The 20,405-nt window shown below is 37.7% G+C and carries 16 protein-coding genes; 10 read left to right on the plus strand and 6 right to left on the minus strand.

Features of this window, described 5'->3' with window-relative positions; translation table 11 throughout:
* Positions 1 to 90: 90 nt before the first annotated feature.
* From ACXAC4_RS07580 to trxB, 3 genes are all read right to left on the minus strand, one after another.
* Positions 91 to 798: an arginyltransferase gene (locus ACXAC4_RS07580; RefSeq protein ID WP_475160320.1), complete on the minus strand. Its 708-nt coding sequence runs from the start codon at positions 796 to 798 to the stop codon at positions 91 to 93.
* On the minus strand, positions 791 to 1,510 hold the full coding sequence (gene aat, locus ACXAC4_RS07585) for a leucyl/phenylalanyl-tRNA--protein transferase (RefSeq protein ID WP_475160323.1): 720 nt from the start codon (positions 1,508 to 1,510) through the stop codon (positions 791 to 793). The genes ACXAC4_RS07580 and aat overlap by 8 nt, the downstream gene beginning before the upstream one ends.
* A 79-nt stretch (positions 1,511 to 1,589) precedes the next feature.
* Complete coding sequence (trxB, locus tag ACXAC4_RS07590; RefSeq protein WP_475160324.1) at positions 1,590 to 2,540, minus strand: thioredoxin-disulfide reductase; 951 nt, start codon at positions 2,538 to 2,540, stop codon at positions 1,590 to 1,592.
* A gap of 252 nt (positions 2,541 to 2,792) precedes the next feature.
* On the opposite strand from trxB, the gene pssA reads away from it, so the two are divergent.
* The 6 genes from pssA (at position 2,793) to ACXAC4_RS07620 (ending at position 10,792) form a co-directional block, all read left to right on the plus strand.
* Positions 2,793 to 4,118 carry a CDP-diacylglycerol--serine O-phosphatidyltransferase gene (gene pssA / locus ACXAC4_RS07595; RefSeq protein ID WP_475160326.1) on the plus strand — a complete coding sequence of 442 codons (1,326 nt, stop codon included), beginning with the start codon at positions 2,793 to 2,795 and terminating at the stop codon, positions 4,116 to 4,118.
* A 117-nt stretch (positions 4,119 to 4,235) separates the two neighbouring features.
* Positions 4,236 to 5,444 (plus strand): ABC transporter substrate-binding protein, encoded by a 1,209-nt coding sequence (locus ACXAC4_RS07600; protein WP_475160327.1) that lies wholly within the window; start codon positions 4,236 to 4,238, stop codon positions 5,442 to 5,444.
* Between the two features lie 3 nt (positions 5,445 to 5,447).
* Positions 5,448 to 8,753, plus strand: a complete 3,306-nt coding sequence (locus ACXAC4_RS07605; RefSeq protein ID WP_475160329.1) for a response regulator — start codon at positions 5,448 to 5,450, stop codon at positions 8,751 to 8,753.
* Positions 8,754 to 8,786: 33 nt separating this feature from the next.
* On the plus strand, positions 8,787 to 9,137 hold the full coding sequence (locus ACXAC4_RS07610; protein ID WP_475164074.1) for a DUF1294 domain-containing protein: 351 nt from the start codon (positions 8,787 to 8,789) through the stop codon (positions 9,135 to 9,137).
* 80 nt (positions 9,138 to 9,217) lie between these two features.
* Positions 9,218 to 9,973: a Nif3-like dinuclear metal center hexameric protein gene (locus ACXAC4_RS07615; protein WP_475160331.1), complete on the plus strand. Its 756-nt coding sequence runs from the start codon at positions 9,218 to 9,220 to the stop codon at positions 9,971 to 9,973.
* A gap of 9 nt (positions 9,974 to 9,982) precedes the next feature.
* Complete coding sequence (locus tag ACXAC4_RS07620; RefSeq protein ID WP_475160332.1) at positions 9,983 to 10,792, plus strand: methyltransferase domain-containing protein; 810 nt, start codon at positions 9,983 to 9,985, stop codon at positions 10,790 to 10,792.
* A 61-nt stretch (positions 10,793 to 10,853) separates the two neighbouring features.
* Here the strand turns inward: ACXAC4_RS07620 and ACXAC4_RS07625 are convergent, their stop codons facing one another.
* Together ACXAC4_RS07625 and soxR are read right to left on the minus strand one after the other, a co-directional pair.
* Complete coding sequence (locus tag ACXAC4_RS07625; protein WP_475160334.1) at positions 10,854 to 12,626, minus strand: DUF885 domain-containing protein; 1,773 nt, start codon at positions 12,624 to 12,626, stop codon at positions 10,854 to 10,856.
* 12 nt (positions 12,627 to 12,638) lie between these two features.
* Positions 12,639 to 13,148, minus strand: a complete 510-nt coding sequence (gene soxR / locus ACXAC4_RS07630; protein WP_475160335.1) for a redox-sensitive transcriptional activator SoxR — start codon at positions 13,146 to 13,148, stop codon at positions 12,639 to 12,641.
* A gap of 105 nt (positions 13,149 to 13,253) precedes the next feature.
* On the opposite strand from soxR, the gene ACXAC4_RS07635 reads away from it, so the two are divergent.
* Both ACXAC4_RS07635 and ccoG read left to right on the plus strand, forming a co-directional pair.
* On the plus strand, positions 13,254 to 14,690 hold the full coding sequence (locus tag ACXAC4_RS07635) for a sigma-54 interaction domain-containing protein (RefSeq protein WP_475160337.1): 1,437 nt from the start codon (positions 13,254 to 13,256) through the stop codon (positions 14,688 to 14,690).
* 134 nt (positions 14,691 to 14,824) lie between these two features.
* A complete protein-coding gene (gene ccoG / locus ACXAC4_RS07640) occupies positions 14,825 to 16,207 on the plus strand; it encodes a cytochrome c oxidase accessory protein CcoG (protein ID WP_475160338.1) in 1,383 nt (460 codons plus the stop codon).
* 207 nt (positions 16,208 to 16,414) lie between these two features.
* Here ccoG and ACXAC4_RS07645 read toward each other — a convergent pair whose 3' ends face one another.
* Entirely contained in the window at positions 16,415 to 17,251 is an 837-nt protein-coding gene (locus tag ACXAC4_RS07645; protein WP_475160340.1) for a transporter substrate-binding domain-containing protein, read from the minus strand.
* 189 nt (positions 17,252 to 17,440) lie between these two features.
* Here ACXAC4_RS07645 and ACXAC4_RS07650 point away from each other — a divergent pair, with 189 nt between their 5' ends.
* Together ACXAC4_RS07650 and ACXAC4_RS07655 are read left to right on the plus strand one after the other, a co-directional pair.
* Positions 17,441 to 18,037, plus strand: coding sequence for a hypothetical protein (locus ACXAC4_RS07650; protein WP_349287325.1), 597 nt, complete (start codon positions 17,441 to 17,443; stop codon positions 18,035 to 18,037).
* 122 nt (positions 18,038 to 18,159) lie between these two features.
* Entirely contained in the window at positions 18,160 to 20,403 is a 2,244-nt protein-coding gene (locus ACXAC4_RS07655) for a TonB-dependent receptor (RefSeq protein ID WP_475160343.1), read from the plus strand.
* The last annotated feature ends 2 nt before the right edge of the window (positions 20,404 to 20,405 follow it).

Genomic DNA, 20,405 nt, shown 5'->3' on the forward strand with positions numbered 1-20,405 from the left:
GCGTAACACCTCTTTGATTAGATTAACGCAGCAGATTTTGCCGAAAACCACACAATAAGTAAAGGTAAGGGGAGAAATTAGTTAATTTAATTACAGCTTCAGTTGCCAAACATCCGATATAAAACGCTCTGCAGGTTTAAATTGAGACTTGTAAGACATCTTTCTGCAATCATCTATTTGATAACCGAGATAGACGTAATCAAGACCAGAATCGAGTGCTAATTCTATTTGAAGCAATATCATCACAACACCAAGACTAAACTTGTCATAGTCAGGGTGATAAAAGGTATAAATCGCAGACAATGAGTTTGGCATTGTATCTGTGACAGCAACGGCGATGAGTTCATCTTGATCCCACAACTCAATAAAGGTGACAGGTAACCAATTACAAAATAAAAAACTTTCATATTGTAAGCGGTTTGGAGGGAACATAGTGCCGTCATAATGCTTTTGATTAATATAGTTTTCATATAAGGCGTAATAATTTGATTGCTCTTTATCACTCACTTTAATATGGAACTTGTTTTTCGCTGCTTTTAGTTTTCGCTTTTGTGATTTTGATAACACAAAATCTTTAACAGGAAGGCGCATCGACTCACAGGCATGACAACTAGGACAATGAGGGCGATAAATTTGATCTCCGCTTCGTCTGAATCCTAATTCTAATAAGTCTTGAAACCGTGCTGCGTTGTAGCATTGGCTATCAAGAATTACGAGTAGTTGTTCTTGTTTGTCAGGTAAATAACTGCAATCAAACTGTTGGCTTAATCCAATCTTTGAAGGAAAATGTTCAGTCATAAATCTCTTCCAATACCTGTGGTTTCCACATCGAGTTGGGTATTTCAAAGCTTTGTGCTAATTTAAGTTTAGCTAAAAACTCAGACCTTGAAATTAATTTTGCACCTAAAGTGGTTAAATAGGGGTTTTCCAACTGACAATCTACAAAATGGGCGTTGTGTTTTTTAAGCCAATTAACTAACGCCCACATGGCTAACTTTGAGCCGTTTGGTTGATTAAAAAACATAGACTCTCCACAGAAAACACCAGAGTTCATAACCCCATAAAGACCACCCATCAGACTATTGTTTTGATCCCAGACTTCGAGGCTATGTGCAAAACCTAACGAATGCATATGACTGTAGGCAGCCAGCATCTGATGGTTTATCCAGGTACCTTCTGCATGTAACCTCTGTTCTCTACAGGCATTTATGACAGTTTCAAATGCTTTATTAACAGTGACTTTAGGTTTTGTTCTTCTTGCTACTTTCTTTAATGAACGACTGATATGGAAATCATTCAGTTCAATCACACCTCTGTTATTTGGAGACCACCACATGATGGGCTCTTTTTCATTAAACCAAGGGAAAATACCTGACTGATATGCAAGGTTGAGTCTTGCTGGCGAAAGACAGCCTCCGATAGCAAGTAAGCCATCAGGTTCATTTAGGGCCAAAGTTGGTGAAGGAAAATCAATTGTTTCAGCTGATAGCTGATATAGGCGTGGTGTCATTTAAGAAATTAATCGTATTTTTAATGAAAAACATCTTAAAGTGAAAGCGGAGGGTTAAACAACCCTCCAGATCTAAAATTTATTGGTTGTCTAAGAAGCGTTCAGCATCAAGTGCCGCCATACAGCCTGTGCCAGCAGAGGTAATTGCCTGACGATAGATGTGATCAGATACATCACCAGCTGCAAACACACCTTCTACAGAAGTTTGTGTTGCATTACCATTTAAACCTGACTGAACTACTAAATAGCCATCTTTCATTTCAAGTTGGCCTTCGAACATATCTGTGTTTGGTTTGTGACCGATTGCGATGAACACACCCGCTAAATCAAGCTGCTCAATATTATCTGAGTCAGTATCTTTAATTTTGATGCCAGTTACACCCATTTCGTCACCAATCACTTCATCTAAAGTACGATTGAAATGAAGCGTCACGTTGCCGTTTTTCGCTTTTTCCATTAAACGGTCAGATAAAATCTTTTCACTGCGGAATGAGTCGCGACGGTGAATAACATGAACTTCATCAGCAATGTTAGAAAGATAAAGAGCTTCTTCAACTGCAGTGTTACCACCACCAACAACCGCTACTTTTTGTCCGCGGTAGAAGAACCCATCACATGTAGCACATGCAGAAACACCACGACCTTGGAAGGCTGTTTCAGATTCAAGGCCTAAATACTTAGCAGAAGCGCCAGTAGCAATGATAAGTGCATCACAAGTGTATGTACCTTGATCGCCTGTTAGCGTAAATGGACGCTTTGTAACATCTACTTTGTTGATATGGTCGAAAACGATCTCAGTTTCAAAACGTTCTGCATGTTCTTTCATACGATCCATCAATGCAGGACCAGTTAAACCGTGTGCGTCACCAGGCCAATTCTCAACTTCAGTCGTTGTTGTTAGCTGACCACCTTGCTGCATACCAGTAATTAGTACAGGGTTTAAATTTGCGCGCGCAGCATAAACAGCAGCAGTATAACCTGCAGGACCTGAGCCTAAAATTAAAAGTTTACAGTGTTTTGCATCACTCATGAGGTATTCCTAATCAATTATCTTTTTAACGAAGTGAGGACGATTCTATGTAAAACAAGTGAGAAGTAAAATAAATTAGGAATATTGAAAATTAATAAATTTAAAAGGTGTCAAATAATCTGTACTTGTTGAAAAAAACATCCAAAAATCGATGTTTTATCAGAAATTCATGACCTAATAATATTTTTTTGATATGTTCTTACTAATTTTGTGTGAGACTCTGGATTGAGTCACCTTCATTTATAGGTTGTTATGGCATTTTGGCAGGACATTCCAAGCTTTGAGTTAGCAGACAAAGACGTTGAAATACTAAATAGCGCAAAGCATTATCATCAAAGACTGTTAAGTCTCATTGAAAACGCTAAGTATCGTATTTATATCACTGCTTTGTATTTACAAGATGATGAAGCGGGCAGAGAAGTGCTTTCAGCACTTCATAAAGCTTCACTTGCAAACCCAAAGCTTGAGATTAATGTATTAGTTGATTTTCACCGAGCCCAACGTGGCCTTATAGGCGCTGCGAAATCGGAGGGAAATGCAGCCTTATATTGTGATGAATTAGAAAAGCATCAAAGTAATGTAAAAGTCTTTGGTGTACCAGTTAAAGGCAAAGAGCTATTTGGTGTTCTGCATTTAAAGGGCATAGTTATTGACGATATCTTGCTTTACAGCGGTGCAAGCATTAACAATGTATATATGAATGTGGGTGAAAAGTATCGACTTGATAGGTATTTCATTTTACAACAGTCAGGTCTAGCAGACTCTTTTTGTAATTTTACTAATGATTTCTTGTTGTCTTCAGAGGCTGTACCAAGAATAGATGTTCGACCTATAACTAAATATAATGAAATTAAAGTTTCTCAGCGCCAACTAATGAAAGAGTTGAGAAAAGGTCGATACAGTATAGAATCAACTGACACAGACTGTTCTTTGAATGTTCGACCTTTCTTAGGATTTGGTAGACGTGCAAATAAGTTGAACAGGTTAATTAAAACCTTGTTTGACACAACAGAAAAAGAACTGCTGCTTTATACACCATACTTTAACTTTCCTGCGCCACTGCTTCGATCTTTGCGTCGTTTATTAAAGCAAGGTAAAGAAGTAACGATTGTTGTTGGTGATAAAACAGCGAATGATTTTTATATTTCTCCAGAGCAGCCCTTTAGTAAAATAGGTGCTCTACCTTATCTCTATGAAACAATTTTATTTAAATTTTTAAAATCTAATAAAAGGTTCATTCAGTCAGGGTTACTTAAGGTATACCTCTGGAAGCATGAAAATAACTCTTTTCATTTGAAAGGCGTGAGTAAAGATGGTCAACTCCATCTATTAAGTGGTCATAACCTAAACCCTAGGGCTTGGGGCTTAGATATCGAAAATGGTATTTTGATCGAAGATAAAGCGCGCAAGCTAGACCAATTGTTATTGAATGAAAAGCAAGACATTCTTCAACACTGTCGATTATTATCTAGTCATGAAGATCTGGAATCAGTTCAAGACTACCCACAACCAGTCAGGAAACTACTAGGCCAGGCGAAGCGTGTAAAAGTTGACTTCATAATTAAACGATTTATTTAGAAAAGGCCAAATATGGCCTTTTTTATTATGTTTTTCTTATCTATATACATGCTTAAATTTCTACAAAGTTGATTTTTTGGACTAAGGTTAAAAAAACAAAATCAACCAGATGAAATTATGAAGGCCATCCAATATTGCTTTATCATTTGTTTTTTTGCCTATAGTTCATCAAATTGGGCGCAATCAGTTCACCAATTCAATATTTATCATGATTCAGATTACTCAAACCATTTTGCATCCGCCAATGCAATTAAAATGGGATTTATGTCTGCGTTAGAATCTGAAAAAAATAGGCTAGAAAACGTCGAATTTAATTTTTTAGAAATGGATCATCGAGGTAATAGCAATCGTAGCTTGTTACATATGAAAAAATTTCTAAAGGATTCTAAAGCATTATTCATACTAGGAGGCCTTCATTCTCCTCCTTACATAAAAAATAGGACCTTCATAAATAAAGGACAGATCTTACTATTGGTTCCTTGGGCTGCAGGCGGCCCTATCACTCGCTATGAACATGGGTTGAACTGGGTTTTTAGATTATCTGTAGACGACACTAAAGCGGGCTACCGAATTATCCAATTCGCAAAAGAAGCACGTTCTTGTGAACAGCCTCATTTACTTCTTGAAAACACGCCTTGGGGCAAATCAAACGAACGAACAATGCAAGATGCGCTAGGTAAAAATAAAGCTGAAGTTACTTGGTTCAATTGGAATACGAGACTAAAAAAATCTAAGTTAATTTTGAGGGAGATTATAAATGCAGGTGCTGACTGTATTGTCTTTGTTGGTAATGCAATTGAAGGTAAATACTTTACTCAGGCAATGGCAGAAATAGATAAAACTTTGCAAAAACCAATCATTAGTCATTGGGGAATTACAGGAGGTAATTTTTTCGATATGACTAAGCAGTATCTTAAAGAGGGTATCGAACTTAATTTTATTCAGTCCTGCTTCTCATTTGATGATTTACCTCATTCTGATAGCGTAAAAAAAGCGATTAAGTCTGCGAAGAAATTATTTAAGAAAGATTTTGACGTTGAAACGCTGCAAGCTCCAGCTGGTTTTGTGCATGGCTATGATTTGGGATTACTGTTTGTTCAGGCCATGACACAAATTGAAGCGACAAAAAATATAGCCAGTACAAGAGAGTCGTTAAGACATTCGCTCGAGAATCTCAACTCAACTGTAGATGGCTTGATAAAGGTTTATTCAAGACCATTCTCAAATAAGGGTGAAGATTCGCATGAGGCTTTAGGTTTGGAAGACCTTTGTATGGCCAAATACAAAGATAATGGCTCAATTTCTATCATAAAGAATAAAGGCTAGTGCGTGAAGTCACAGTTCTTAAAAATGCAGCTTGATGCCAACAAAGCTTTCATTGTATTTGTTGTGATGAGCCTATTCTTATCTGTATTGATAAGTGTGATGCTAGTAGGAAGAGAAGCTTCATCGGTATTAAATGGCTACAAGCAACAAGCATCAGAAACAGAAGCAAAACTCAGTGCAAAATATGTTGAAAATTTTTTAGAAACTAGAATTTTGTTGCTGAAAGATTTATCAAGTCATCCCATCATCATTAATGGCGTTATGGGATCAGGTGTATCAGAAGCGTCTTTAAATGATTATTTGTCTGAGTTTAAAATTCTAGGGATAAAAGAGCAACTTTGGGTTTTTAATGTCCTAGGCGATTATGTGTATAAAAATAGTGAAGAGCAGGCATTAAGAGAAACTCCAAGTGATTGGCTTGAAGATTTACTTAATGGTGAGCTTTCACACGCTGTATTGCTTGATCAAAACCAAGGGCAAGCATATTTCAAGTTGGCAGTACCGATAAATTATAACGGGTTTACTGAAGGGGCGCTGATTGTCAAGTTTGAAACCCCCATTGATGTATTATTATCTGAAGTTCTAGAGTCAAATACACATGGCGTTAAACTATCAGGCCCTTGGTTAAATTATTCAAATTTAAGTACAAATAATCAGTACGACTCAGTGCTAAAATCTGACCTTCACAGTTCCGGCTTGATGCTGAATTACTTAGTTGACTCTACTTTAGTAGAAAAACAAGTGAAGCAAGTCATTATAAGTATCGCCAGTGCAATTTTTGTTAGTCTGTTTTTATCTTCTTTATTTTTATTCTTAGTTGGTCAGAAACTACTTTTAAACCCCTATAGAAAGCTTGAGTTGTCTCAACAAGCAACAAAGTTGAGTGAAGAAAGGTTAAACCTTGCAATTAATGGGAGTTTAGATGGCATTTGGGACTGGGATATAAAAACAGGAAAGGTATTTTGTTCTGTACGTTTCAGAGAGTTACTCGGTTATGCATCTAATGATGATTTTCCCGAGGACTATACGGTCTTAGAAAGAATGGTCCATATTGAAGACCGTGAATATGTAAAAAGCAGCTTAAAAGCGCACCTTCAGCAAAAAGCAATTTATGATGTGCAACACAGATTCATGACCAAAAAAGGGGAGTTTAGAGTTTACAGAGTGAAGGGCGATGCACTATTTGACAGTACTAACAAAGCCATCAGGATGGCAGGGTCAATGACAGATGTCACAGAGCAAATACAAGCGCAACAAGCGTTGAAAAAAGCGAAAGAAGAAAATGATTTATTAGCCCTTTCTATTGATGCTAGTAACCTCGGAGTAACAATTAGCTCAGTATCTGATCCAGAACTACCTCTCATATACATAAACCAAGCTTTTACTAACATAACAGGTTATGGAGAAGAGATCCTAGGAGAAAGTTGTCGTTTCTTACAAGGAGAGCAAACATCTCAACTAACAATTGATAAGATCAGGAAGGCTTTAAAAAATCATGACATAGTGAAGGTTGACCTCTTAAATTACAAAAAAAATGGTCAACCATTTTGGAATAGTTTACAGCTTTTTCCTGTACATAATGAAGCGGGAGAACTCACCGCTTATGTGGGTATTCAACAAGATATCACAGATAGAGTTGCTTCAGAAAAAGCATTAAAAGAAGCCAAAATGATGGCGGAGCAAGCCAGTATTGCCAAAAGCGAGTTTTTGGCCTCAATGAGTCATGAAATACGTACCCCAATGAATGGGGTACTAGGCATGCTTAATTTACTGCTTAATAGTGACTTAAATGCAGAACAGCAACATAGAATCAACGTTGCAATGAGCAGTGCCAACTCACTTCTGACTTTAATTAACGACATCTTAGATTTCTCAAAAGTTGATGCTGGCAAGTTGGAATTAGAACACCTAGAGTTTGATTTGCGGGGGCTGCTCGGTGACTTTGCGGAGTCAGCCGTTATACAAGCACATAACAAAAGCATAGAACTCATTTTAGATGTAACAAACATAGATGAAGCCGTTGTAATTGGTGATCCTGGTAGGTTGAGGCAAATTTTAAGCAATCTGGTTGGCAATGCCATTAAGTTCACTTCAGATGGTGAAGTACTCATAGAAGCTTCATTGATTAAATATGATACTCATAATTGGCAGTTAAATTGTAATATCAAAGATACAGGTATTGGAATATCACCTGAGCAGCAGGCAAAATTGTTTCAATCATTTAGTCAGGTTGATGCCTCAACAACCAGAAAATATGGTGGTACAGGACTTGGCCTAGCAATTGTAAAAAGACTTTGTGAACTGATGGGTGGTGAAGTCTCTGTTTCCAGTCAGGCTGGTAAAGGGTCTTGTTTTAGTTTTTCGATTCTACTAGGAAAGAGTAATGCGTCATTTCATGTTATTCCAGATGTTGAAATGAAGCACCTTAATATTTTACTGGTAGATGATAACAAAACTAATCGTGAAGTACTCAGGGCACAGCTTGAACATTGGGGCGCTACTGTAACAGAGGCGCGTTCAGGAATAGAAGCCTTAACCATCAGTGAAGCTTACTTTGCAAAACACTATAACTGCTTCGATATCGCGTTTTTGGATATGCAAATGCCAGTCATGGATGGGGCTCAGTTGGGGGAACATATAAAAGCAAACGAACATTTAAAAGCCATGAAGTTAATTATGATGACATCGATGTGTCATAAAGGCGATGCGAAGTTTTTTGCTAACTTGGGGTTTGATGGATATTTTCCGAAGCCTGCGACAACATTCGATTTATTTGCAGCACTTTCAATCGTTGTAGAAGATGGAGAAGCTCTCAAAGGCGCTAAACCTTTAGTGACGACTCATTACATAAAGTCGCTAAAAGCTCAATCAGCTTTAAAACCTGAAGAGATAAGCTGGGGAGAGGGGATCCGTATTCTTTTAGCAGAAGACAATCGGGTTAATCAGATTGTTGCACAAAGTATGTTGGCAAAGCTTAACTTAACGCATATCGATATAGCGGCAAATGGTGAAGAAGTCATTCAAAACTTATTAAATACAACAAGAGAGACTAAATACACAGCCATTCTTATGGATTGCCAAATGCCAGAAATGGATGGGTATGAAGCTTCACAAGCCGTTAGAAATGGAAAAGCAGGGGAGCTTTATAAAGATATTCCGATCATTGCGATGACGGCAAATGCGATGGTTGGTGATAAAGATAAATGTCTAGAAGCCGGTATGGATGATTATATTTCAAAGCCAATAAAACCCGAGGTTTTATTTGAACGTTTGTTACAATGGCTACCTTACAAAGAAATTGAATCATGAGATTAACAAAGCTTGAACTTATTTTTTCGAAGTGTGAACCACTCCCTGCTTATACTAACCCTCTTTTTAGTCACGATTTTTATCGCCACTAACGACAAACTTTTACTGCTTGTTTTAACCTATTTATTCATAACTAATTCGATCTTTTGTTTTTTGTTCTTACTTGATAAAAAGCGGGCAAAAATGGATGGGCAAAGGATCAGTGAGTTAAGTTTAAGTGTCACGGCGCTGCTATCGTTCAACCTTTCAACTTTATTGATGCAAGAGTTAATACGTCATAAGACCATAAAATGGCAGTTCAACGGCAAAATCTTCATCACGTTTGTAATTCAAAACATACTTTTACTCCTTTATTTTACGCTTCAAATCTTTTCGAAGATCTAATGCACTCGTTTATTGTTGTGCTTTATCATCATGACTAAGCTGTTAAAATACGCCCTAAATTTAAAGGGCCGAGAAATCAAATGAAAAGAACAAAACTTGTTAATCAATTAACCGAACTATTAAAACCATTTTCTATTAGTGACTATTGCCCGAATGGTTTACAAGTTGAAGGGGCTGAAGAAGTTAAAAAGATTGTGACGGGTGTTACTGCCAGTCAGGCGCTGATCGATGCTGCCATAGAAGCTGGTGCAGACACGATTTTGGTTCACCATGGATTTTTTTGGAAAGGTGAAGATCAAACTATTACGGGCATGAAGCAAAGACGTATTAAAGCGTTATTAGAAAACAACATCAATTTACTTGCATACCATTTGCCTCTAGATGTTCATCCTGAATTTGGCAACAATGCGCAATTGGCTGAGTTACTCGATATAACTTACGAAAGACCACTGGAGCCTTGGAATAAAAACTGTGTGGCTGTGAAAGGCAAACTTAATACACCAATGAGCTTAGAGACATTTTCGCAATTGGTAGAACAGAAACTTGATAGAAAACCATTAGTAAATCAAGCGGGCGACCACCAAATTAAAACCATCGCTTGGTGTACAGGTGGAGGCCAAAGTTTTATTGATATGGCCGCAAGCCAAGGCATTGATGCCTATTTAACAGGTGAAGCTTCGGAGCAGACAATCCATAGTTCTAATGAACAAAATATCCACTTTATAGCAGCAGGCCATCATGCTACTGAACGTTATGGTGCCAAAGCTTTAGGCGAATACCTTGCTAAAACCTATGATTTAGATGTCGAATTTATAGATATCAACAACCCGGTTTAACCGCTGAATATGAGCAAGAAAGGCAAAAGCTATAAAGATAAATTAGCGCGAGATAGAAGTTTTAATGCTATCTCGCAAAAATTTAAGAAAAATATATACGGTACACCCAAAGGCAAAATACGAGAAGCTGTTTTAAAGCGTGATTTTTCTCAGCATATTCCATGGCTAGATAATGCGAATGCACCAAAACGAATAATAGATATCGGCGGTGGGCAAGGGCAGTTAGCGATTTACTTGGCTAGTTTAGGTCATCACATCACGCTGGTGGATATATCGGAAGATATGCTACAACTTGCCAAAGAGCACGTGGATCAAGCTGGTTTAAGCGGTCAATTCGAATTTATCCACGCACCATTACAGGCTTTGCCTGAATTAGAGTTAGGTACTTTCGATTTTGTACTATGTCATGCTGTGCTCGAATGGTTAGTTGACCAAGTTGAGGCGATCACGATTTTGTCAAAGCTTGTCAACGATGCGGGTTATTTGTCTTTAATGTACTTCAATAAAGACGCGCACTTATTTGCAAATATGGTCTATGGAAATTTTGATTATGTAAATCAAGGGTTGCATGTAAAACAAAAAGTAGGGCTAAGCCCTAATCACCCTGTAGAGCCAGAAGTTATAGACAATGCTTTAAATCGCGAAAATTTTTTGCGCCATTGTAAAACGGGTGTGCGTTGTTTTCATGATTATTTGAGAGAGCTTGAAAAAGGCAAAACGCAATTTGATGATTTACTTGCATTAGAGCTTAAATATAACCAACAAGAGCCTTATGCGTCACTCGGTCGTTATACGCATTTATTACTTCAAGCTAATTAGTGATCCTCTTAACCAAAATAATAAGCCCTTGTTAAAGGGCTTATTCAATACATTTTTGGTGCTATTTATCCGTCATTAACGCCTTGACGTATTTGACTGGCGTACTGCCATAGCTTAAAAACTGCTCATGGAACGCTTTTAAGTTAAAGTCATCACCTTGAGCGACTTTTAATGATTCTCTGAAATCATAAATCTCTCTGTAACCGCTGTAGTAGCTAGTTAATTGGACTTGGCTTAATGTCGCACGACGCCACTTACCTTCGGCTTCCGTTTTTTCTTGGAATGCGCCGTTCATTAATAAATCTAAACCTTCTTCTTTGCTGATCCCTTTTACTTGGATAGCATAATCTAGAATAGTGTTACAGATGACACGAAGATTCCATTTGTAGTACATAAGCCACATCTCTGGCTCGAAATCACCATAGCCTTCCTCTAACATCATACGCTCTGTGTACACCGCCCAACCTTCGATCATCGCGCCATTAGCAAAAATACTCTTAATTAAAGAAGGAGACTCATTTGAGTAAACTAATTGCGTATAATGACCAGGGATCGCCTCGTGAATATTTAGGATCTGTAAAATCCAGTGGTTATATTCTCGTAAATATGACTCAGCTTGCTCATCAGACATGTTATCTAATGGCGTTACATTGTAATACGTGTTTTCTTTTTTATCGTATGGCCCCGGAGCACTAATAGATGCACCTGCAAAGCCACGCATATACTCTGGTGTTTCACGAACTACCAATGGCTTTTCTGGGTCTAGCGTGATCAGATCTTTTTCTCTGACGAATGCTTCTAAATCTGGAATTTGGCGCTTAATTTCAGGCACGAATTCGTCACGAGCAACATGCTTGACCGATAGGTGCTTGATGAGTTTAGCTACTGCATCTCTGTCTTCAGATGGGCGTTCAGCGTTCGGGAAATACTTAGGCCATAGTTCATCTGTGATCTTAACCATCTCAGCGGTCACGCGATCTTTGTCAGCAACTGCTTTGTGATACATCTCTTTTGCGCTATACCCTGATTGAATATCTAGTGCGAACTTCTCTTCATAAAGCTTTTCACCAATTCTAAATGAACGCGCGTTCCCATTTTTTACTAGAGATTTTTCAAGTTCAGTTAAAAAGTTGATGTAACCATTAATTGCGTCTTTTGCAGCATTGAAACGCTTAACAAACAGTGCTTTATCACTAGAAGATAAATTAGAACCTTTAACTTGTGTTAATAGCTCATCTTTTAGCACGCTGAAAGCACCTTTATTTTGGCCGATTGCAAGCTGAGTATATTCTAAAGTTGGGTTATCAATGTTTGCTTTTGCAGCATCGTAATATGCAGGCACGTATTGAAGACGTTTTAAAACGGTCGCATACTTTTCGTCATCGGTTTTAAAGCGGCTATTTAGAATTGTCGCAAAACCACCAGATACATTGTAGTTAGACGGGTTCCATTGCCAACTCTTGAAGGTTTCTGAGTGCCAAATGGAGCGTTTTAAAGCATTTTCTATTAGGTAATAATCCGTCTTTTGCGCTGTCGGCAATGAGTCTAAATCGAATTTTGCAAGTTCGTTTAATTTTGCATTAGCAAAAGTCAATGTGCTGTCACGATAGGCTTGATTTGGAATACTGATAATATCATCGTATTTACCATAGCCTGCCCAAGCAGAATGTTCAGGGAACTGTTTCCAATAATCATGGATAAACTGTTCAGAGAAATTAGCAAAACTTTGTTGCACTTGAACGCTGTTATTTTCAGTTTGTTGTGTACTTGTTTGCGAACAAGCAGTCAGTCCAAGCGCTGCGATAAGTGCAAGCGAGAGTGCAGTTTTTTTCATGGGTGTTCCTTGTTAGTGATTCTTATCTATTTTATCAGTTTTTTCATGATTAGCCTGTGCATCAGGGGTAGAAGGCAAAAAAGCTGCGCCGGATTGCGATTTACCACAGACATCATCTGGGTTATACATAGGGCATTGCGTCATAGATAAACAACCACAGCCAATACAGCCATCGACTTTGTCTCTGATCTGCTCTAAATACTCAATTTGTTTGGTCAGTTGAGCGCGCCATCGCTGAGATAAATTTGCCCAATCTTTTTTATTTGGAGTTCTATTATCAGGCAACGCATCTAGAGTCTCTTTGATGTCTTGTAATGTAACACCCATATGCTGGGCTGCTTTGATCACAGCAATTCGTCTGAGCACATCGGGTTTATAGCGACGTTGATTTCCTTGATTTCGCCAACTTCTAATAAGCCCTTTGGTTTCATAAAAATGCAGGGTTGATACTTTCACGCCGGCTCGCTTGGCAATATATCCGACAGACAAGGTCGCGTCTTGAAGTGGTTTGCTCATTATCATCTCATAAAAACATGTTTTAGCGACTTTAAACACATTTGTCAGAATTTGCTAATGGTATAACGTGTCAATATGTTACAGTTTTCGTGATATTTCACGAGGAATGCTATGTCTCACTTACTAAAACGTTTACTAAATGATCCTGAACTACTACTTAACTCTGTTGGTGAAGGCATTTACGGTTTCGACTTATCAGGTAATGCAGTATTTATAAACCCTGCAGCTGAGCGTATGACAGGTTGGAAAGCCCAAGAGTTAATAGGTAAAAAAATTCATCAATACCATCATCATAGCTATGCCGATGGTTCACCGTATCCGGCAGATGAATGCAACATCTACTGTACTATGTTTGATGGCAAAGTAAGACAAATATCCGACGAAGTGTTCTGGAGAAAAGATGGCACTAGTTTCCCTGTGGAATATACCTCTACGCCAGTATTCAAAGACGGACAAATTATCGGGGCTGTCGCGATATTTCGCGATGTAACAAAACAGCATGAAGCAGAAAGTGCACTGAGAGCAGCATTAGAGCAAGTCCAAACTTTAACTGAGCAATTAAAAGAAGAAAATTCTTACTTGTTGGAAGAGTTAAATGCAGATTGGCAAGAGTCTGGTTTAGTCGGGCAAAGTCATATCTTCCAAACCATGCTTGAACAAATCAACTTGGTTGCAAAAACAAGTAGTACCGTATTGATTTTAGGAGAAAATGGTACAGGTAAAGAGCTTGTTGCCAGAAACCTCCATAGATTGAGTAATCGCAGCTCAAAACCATTTGTAAAAGTAAATTGTGCAGCTTTTACGCCTAGTTTATTAGAATCTGAGTTATTTGGGCATGAAAAGGGCGCATTCACAGGTGCCAATGAGAGAAGAAAAGGGCGTTTTGAACTCGCCGATACAGGCACTCTATTTTTAGATGAAATTGCGGAGCTATCACTTGAGGCACAAAGTAAACTTTTGCGCGTACTTCAAGAGCAAGAGTTTGAACGTGTAGGTGGCAGCAAAACCCTAAAAGTAGATATTCGTATCATAGCGGCAACCAATAAAGATTTGTGGCAAATGGTTGGAAAAGGTGAATTTAGAATGGATTTGTATTATCGCCTAAATGTCTTTCCAATCAGAGTACCTAGCCTAAAAGAGCGAAAAGAAGACATTCCACTACTGTGCACAAACCTAATTAATCAGCTCAATAAAAGGCTTGGTAAACACTTAATGGGGTTGACAAAGGCAGCGATAGATAAACTTCAAGCTTATGATTGGCCTGGAAATATCAGAGAGTTACAAAATATATTAGAGCGAGAAGCTATATTGTCTAAAGGACGATTAGTATCAATTACTCAACCATTAAATATGACTGAGGAACAAGTGCTTGAAGGTCAAAGTTTAAGGCTCGATGAGGCAGAGAAACTTCATATTGAACACGTATTAGAAATTTCTAATTGGCGAATAGCGGGCCCAAAAGGTGCTGCAATTAAATTAGGGCTCCCCGAGAGCACATTACGCTCTAAAATGAAGAAGCTTAATATATCAAAAAATCGCGAAATATAGAGTTAATCGCGGTATATCGCGCTTTATTGTTTTCTTGATAAATTAAAAAGCATTAAAAACAGTGTGTTATAAACTTTCAGATTGGACTGAAACTTGCTCTGTAGATATTAACCAATGTTAGTAGAGCAAGTACTATGAAGTTTGATATTAAAGAAGAAGACATGATCATTAAACCACATAAAGCGGAAGGACCGATTTATGTGCGAGAACAAAAAGGTTTTTTCCAAAAAATCCGTCGTAATCTGGGTTGGTTATTAATGCTGACCTTTATTGCTATTCCTTGGCTTCAATATAACGGCCAACAGGCAGTGTTGTTTGATGTAGGCAGCCAACATTTTAGAATTTTCGGCCTCACATTTTTGCCACAAGACTTTATGATCCTGGCTTGGGTATTTATGGCTGGGGCGTTTGCGCTTTTCTTTGTGACCAATTGGTTGGGCCGTGTATGGTGTGGTTATGTTTGTCCACAAACGATTTGGATGCTGATGTTTACATGGGTGGAGCACCGTATTGAAGGCAGTCGTAATAAACGTATTAAGCTAGATAAAAGCCCTTGGGATGCAAAGAAACTTGCATTAAAAACAGCAAAACACAGTGCTTGGTTGCTCATTTCTCTTTTCACCGCAACGTCATTTATGGCGTACTTTGTCCCAGCACAAAAATTATATATAGACATGTTCACACTAGAATGGTCAGGCCTAGTTAGTTTTTGGGTATTCTTATTTGCATTCTGTACCTATGGTAATGCTGGGTTTTTAAGAGAAAAAATGTGTACGGTTGCTTGCCCATATTCACGTTTTCAATCTGTGATGTTTGATAAAGACACACTATTAGTCACCTACGATGCACAACGCGGCGAATCACGAGGCAAACGTAAACGTAAACAAGATCCAAAAGATCTCGGCCTCGGTGATTGTGTTGACTGTAACTTGTGTGTTGAAGTTTGCCCAGCAGGTATTGATATTCGAAATGGTCTGCAATATGAATGTATAAACTGTGGTTTGTGTATTGATGCCTGTGATGACACCATGGATAAGTTCGGTTATGCCAAAGGGCTCATTAAATATCAAAGTGAACACGAAGCATCTGGCAAAAAAACCAATCCGTTTAGACTAAAGCTAGTTGGCTATGCAACCCTTACTGCGTTGATTATTTTAACTATGGTGGTGTGGGCATTTAATCGTACGCCAATTGAAGCATCGGTTATCCGAGATCGTAATGCGTTATATCGTGTTAACTATGAAGGCTTAGTTGAAAACCCTTATACGTTAAGCGTGATCAATAAAACGCAAACCACCATGACCTACACGGTTAGTCTTGAGGGGTTAGAAAATGCAGAGCTCAATGTGCCTACTGTGATTGAAATTGAAGGTGGAGAAATGTTGCAAATACCTGTTACCGTTATCAAAGATGGTTATGACCTCAAGCTTAAAGCAACCCCGATTAGTTTTACAATTGAGTCTAAGCAAAGAGCAGACATAAAAATAACGAAAGAAAGTTATTTTTATAAAAACTAGTAAGTTATATGGGGCTTATATTAGCCCCTTTTTTTTAAGCAGTTGAGTACATATTAGTTAACTGATTGACCATTAAAACTTGTAAACTAAGAATTAAAACTGCATATTTGCTTGAAAAATCTATTTCAGGACAGAAGAGCTAAAGCTTAAGTACTATGTCCGAAAAGATGGTTTATTTAATGAACCATCATTGTTACCCGTTGAAATTTATTGATTGTTTAATTTATTGACTAAGTTCTGTTGTAAATTTTTTGGAACCCATCTGAGCATTAACGAAGCGTATTCAGGTGATCCTTTAATTTTACTAAGGCTCATATCAGCTTTATTTAAAAATTGCTTACTCTCTTTAGATTTATTGCATCCAATGAAACCTAAAACGGTTTTTGGCGATTCAGAGATTTGCAATTGAATAAACTGACTTTCTTTTTTTAATTTTGATTGAAGATAAAGGTGCTCGCCGGGATAGCCAATAATTAAGTCGACTCTTTTCTTGAGTAGCATATAAGTTAGACTTTCTAAGGAGTCTTTGCCTGCACGAACTATCATATCGTCTTGCGGAATTTTAAGGATAATCCTATCAACATTTTGACCATACGAACGCTCAGTTGATTTACCAAGAAGCAGAGCGTTTTTGAAGATAAGGTCTTTTAACGAAGTAGTGGTGACACCTTTGGGGATTATTTTTTCGGCAATGTCTTTGTGCATAGCAATGGTTGGCGCTAGACCAATTGTGGAGTATTGTTCAGAAAAGTAAAATTGCTGCTTTCTTTGCTCTGTTTTATACAGTGACAACATACAAGTTGTTTTTTTACTATGTTGTAATTCAAATAAAGCTCTACTAGATGGTATAAATATCTGTTTAAATTTGTATTCTGGAAGCGACTTCTTTAGTAAATTTATGACAGCTTCATCCCTACCTTGTCCTTTATCTACCCCGTCGAGTATATAATATGGTGCAAAGTCTACTTTTAAAAATGTGACTGTTTTAGCAGCTGATTCAAAACCCAATAGCAGAAAAAAAATAATAACTAGGAACTTAAGCATTTTTCTACATTTCAAGTATACAGAAGTTAAGTGTAGCAAATGGTTGATATAAAATTCCGAATAAACAAAATCTTTACAATTATTTATCAAGTGGTAGATTGGAGAAAAGTTAATTTCACATCACCAATACGTTGTTCAGTGGTAGAATATGAAAGTTTAATAAGAGTCTGTAAATAAGGACCCGCAGCTATGAGAACATTAATTGTATCCGATATTTTTGGTTGTACAAACCAGCTAAAAAGCTTTTGTGAGCAGTTTTCTGGTGAAGTGTTAATTGTTTCTCCTTATGAAGCAACCACAGCAGACAATGAACTGCATGAGCAATTAATGTACGATAAGTTTATAGACAGGTTAGGCCATGATGGGTACGCAAATAAGGTTCAAGAAGCGCTGATCAAATTTAGCCCTGACTTTATAATTGCTTTTAGTGCTGGTGCTACTGCGGCTTGGCGTGCTTTAGCCATGACCCCCTTGAAGCGCGTGCAAAAGATGATTGCTTTTTACCCAGGCCAAATTAGACATTTCACAAGTTTAAATCCAAACTGTCATGTAGATATCTATTTTCCTGATGTTGAAAAGCATTTTGATCTTAATCCTGTTATAGCCACATTGAAGACAATTCCATGTCTTTACGTTGTTAAATCACGGTATAAACATGGTTTCATGAATGCATTATCTGAAAACTTTAACCATGATGCATATCAGCATTACGCGTATATTTGTTTGAATGAGCAACAAAACCTACAAGAAATAACAGATAATCATCTTCTTTCTTGTCAGGTGTAGAATATTTTTTGTGATTTACAAGTAGCTTATTGAAAAACAAAGTTAAGTATCTCCTTTGGTCACATAAGACATTTAAACTATACTTCGTCTTGCACACCTAAATCTGCACTGAGAGTATGGAAATGTCTAATTTATCCCCGAAAAGCCTTTTATCAACACTGATATCTTTGTCTTTAATGCAATCTTGTTATTTATACGCGAATGAAAGTATTGAAGTCATCGAAGTGTATGCTCAAAAAAGAAAGCAACTTGAAAGTAAAGTCAGCGTGACTGTTAATCAACTTAAAGGGGAGCAGATAAGTAGCACTGGTTTAAAAGATACCACAGACTTAGGCTTGCTTATTCCAGGTCTTAAAATCAGTCAAAATGCAGCAGAAGGTACGCCACCCGCAATAAATATTCGGGGAATAGGCTTAATAGATTATAACACTGCAAATACATCTCCGATAGCAATGTATGTAGACGGAGCATCTGTTGGCTCTGCTAATAATCAATTGTTAAACCTATTTGATATTGAGCAAGTAGAAGTTTTGAAAGGCCCTCAAGGTACTTTGTTTGGCCGAAATAGCACCGGCGGCGCAATACTGATCAGAAGTAAACGGCCGGACGCTGGTGATTATGGGCAGCTTACAGTCGGTGCTGGCACTGATGGTTTTTATAAAAGTAATGGCTTTTACAATGTACAGATAGATGATACATCAGCGTTTAGGGCTGCGTTTAATCATAATCGCTACGACTATACGAGCTATAATGTATTTCCTTCTTCACCAGAGGCGGGAATGGAACAAAATGATCTGCGATTGAGCTATCTGGGTCAGTGGGATGAGTTGGAATGGTATTTAAAGTTAAATTACAGTCACTGGAATGGTATTGCTCAACCCGTCGGTAATATAGGCATATTCTCAGATCCTGTAAATCGTGTTATGTGCTCAGTTGGTGATATTAATGCCGGAAATTGTTTTGATGCATTTGGGTTTAATGATGGTGTTGATGACTTCTGGGCTGTGAGCGTAAATAATGACTCTCCTCATCATGGTATAAATAAAGGTTGGACAAGTGAATTAACTTGGCAATTAAGTGATGAAACATCAGTCATTTGGCTAAACAGCTTTAACCGCTTAGATAGAGAGCATGCATTCAATTGTGATGGCTCTCCTGCGAGGTTATGTGAAGGTCAATTGGGTGTTAAAGCAGAAGTGTTAAATAACGAAGTACGTTTGAACTATGAATTAGGCGATGATCATTTCACACTTGGTCTGTTCTCACTGCAAGAAAGAATCTATCAAGACAACTACAATGATATTTTGAGAGATTTACGTGGCACGCAATTTGGCAGTAACTCCGCCAATTTCTTTTATGATAATGATTTAGTTAGTAAGTCATTCGCACTATTTGGACAATATGATTGGCAACTATCTGAGCGCTTAATCTTTACAACGGGTCTTCGTTACTCTGACGAAGTGTTTGAATACAAATCAATAAGTAACATTAATGTTGTAGTAGATACTAGCTCATTAGAAGGTGTTTTATTACCTTTCTATCGTGTTGAAGGCGAAGTTAAAGATGATGATATCTCAGGCAAACTTTCCCTCATTTACGCATTGAGTAACAATCATTCAGTATTTTATAGTCTAAGTAATGGCTATAAAAGTGGTGGTTACTACGGAGGATACTTATCAAGCCCTGAGCAAGCGATGCTTGCAGATTATGGTCCAGAAGAACTTATTTCGAATGAAGTCGGTGGTAAGTATATTAATGACAATAGAACGTTAAAAGTAAACTGGGCCTTGTTTCACTATGATTATAAGGGACAACAGGTCTTCATGAATCAGCCCTCTCTCATTGAAGGTGCTCCGCCGATACAACTTCTAGAAAATGTCGGTGACTCAAAGATTTACGGTTCTGATATTGATGTTAAGTATAAATTAACAGATGAATTTAACACCACCTTAGGGTTTAGCTATATTCCACATGCCGAATTTGAAAAATTTATTGACCCACTTGGCAATGAACTGACAAATCATCGCTTACCTTTTACTTCAGAAATGAATATAAATGGCTCGCTTACTTATGAAACAGACCTACAAGCTAACCTAAGGATGACAGCAACGTTGGGTTTTGATTATCAGTCGGATTATTATTTTGACCAAAACCAAAATATACTAGCTCACCAACCAAGCTACACATTGTGGTATTTGAATAGCCAAATTACTTTTAAAGACTACCAGCTAAGGTTTTGGGCTAAAAATCTATTTGATAAAGAATATAGTCACTTAAAATTCGATTTATCCAGCTTCTTAGGTATGTTAGAAGACTTTAAAGGTGAGGGCAGGCGTGTTGGGCTAGAGGTTTCATATAACTTTTGATT

The organism is Pseudoalteromonas sp. AWM4_233, assembly GCF_056158285.1.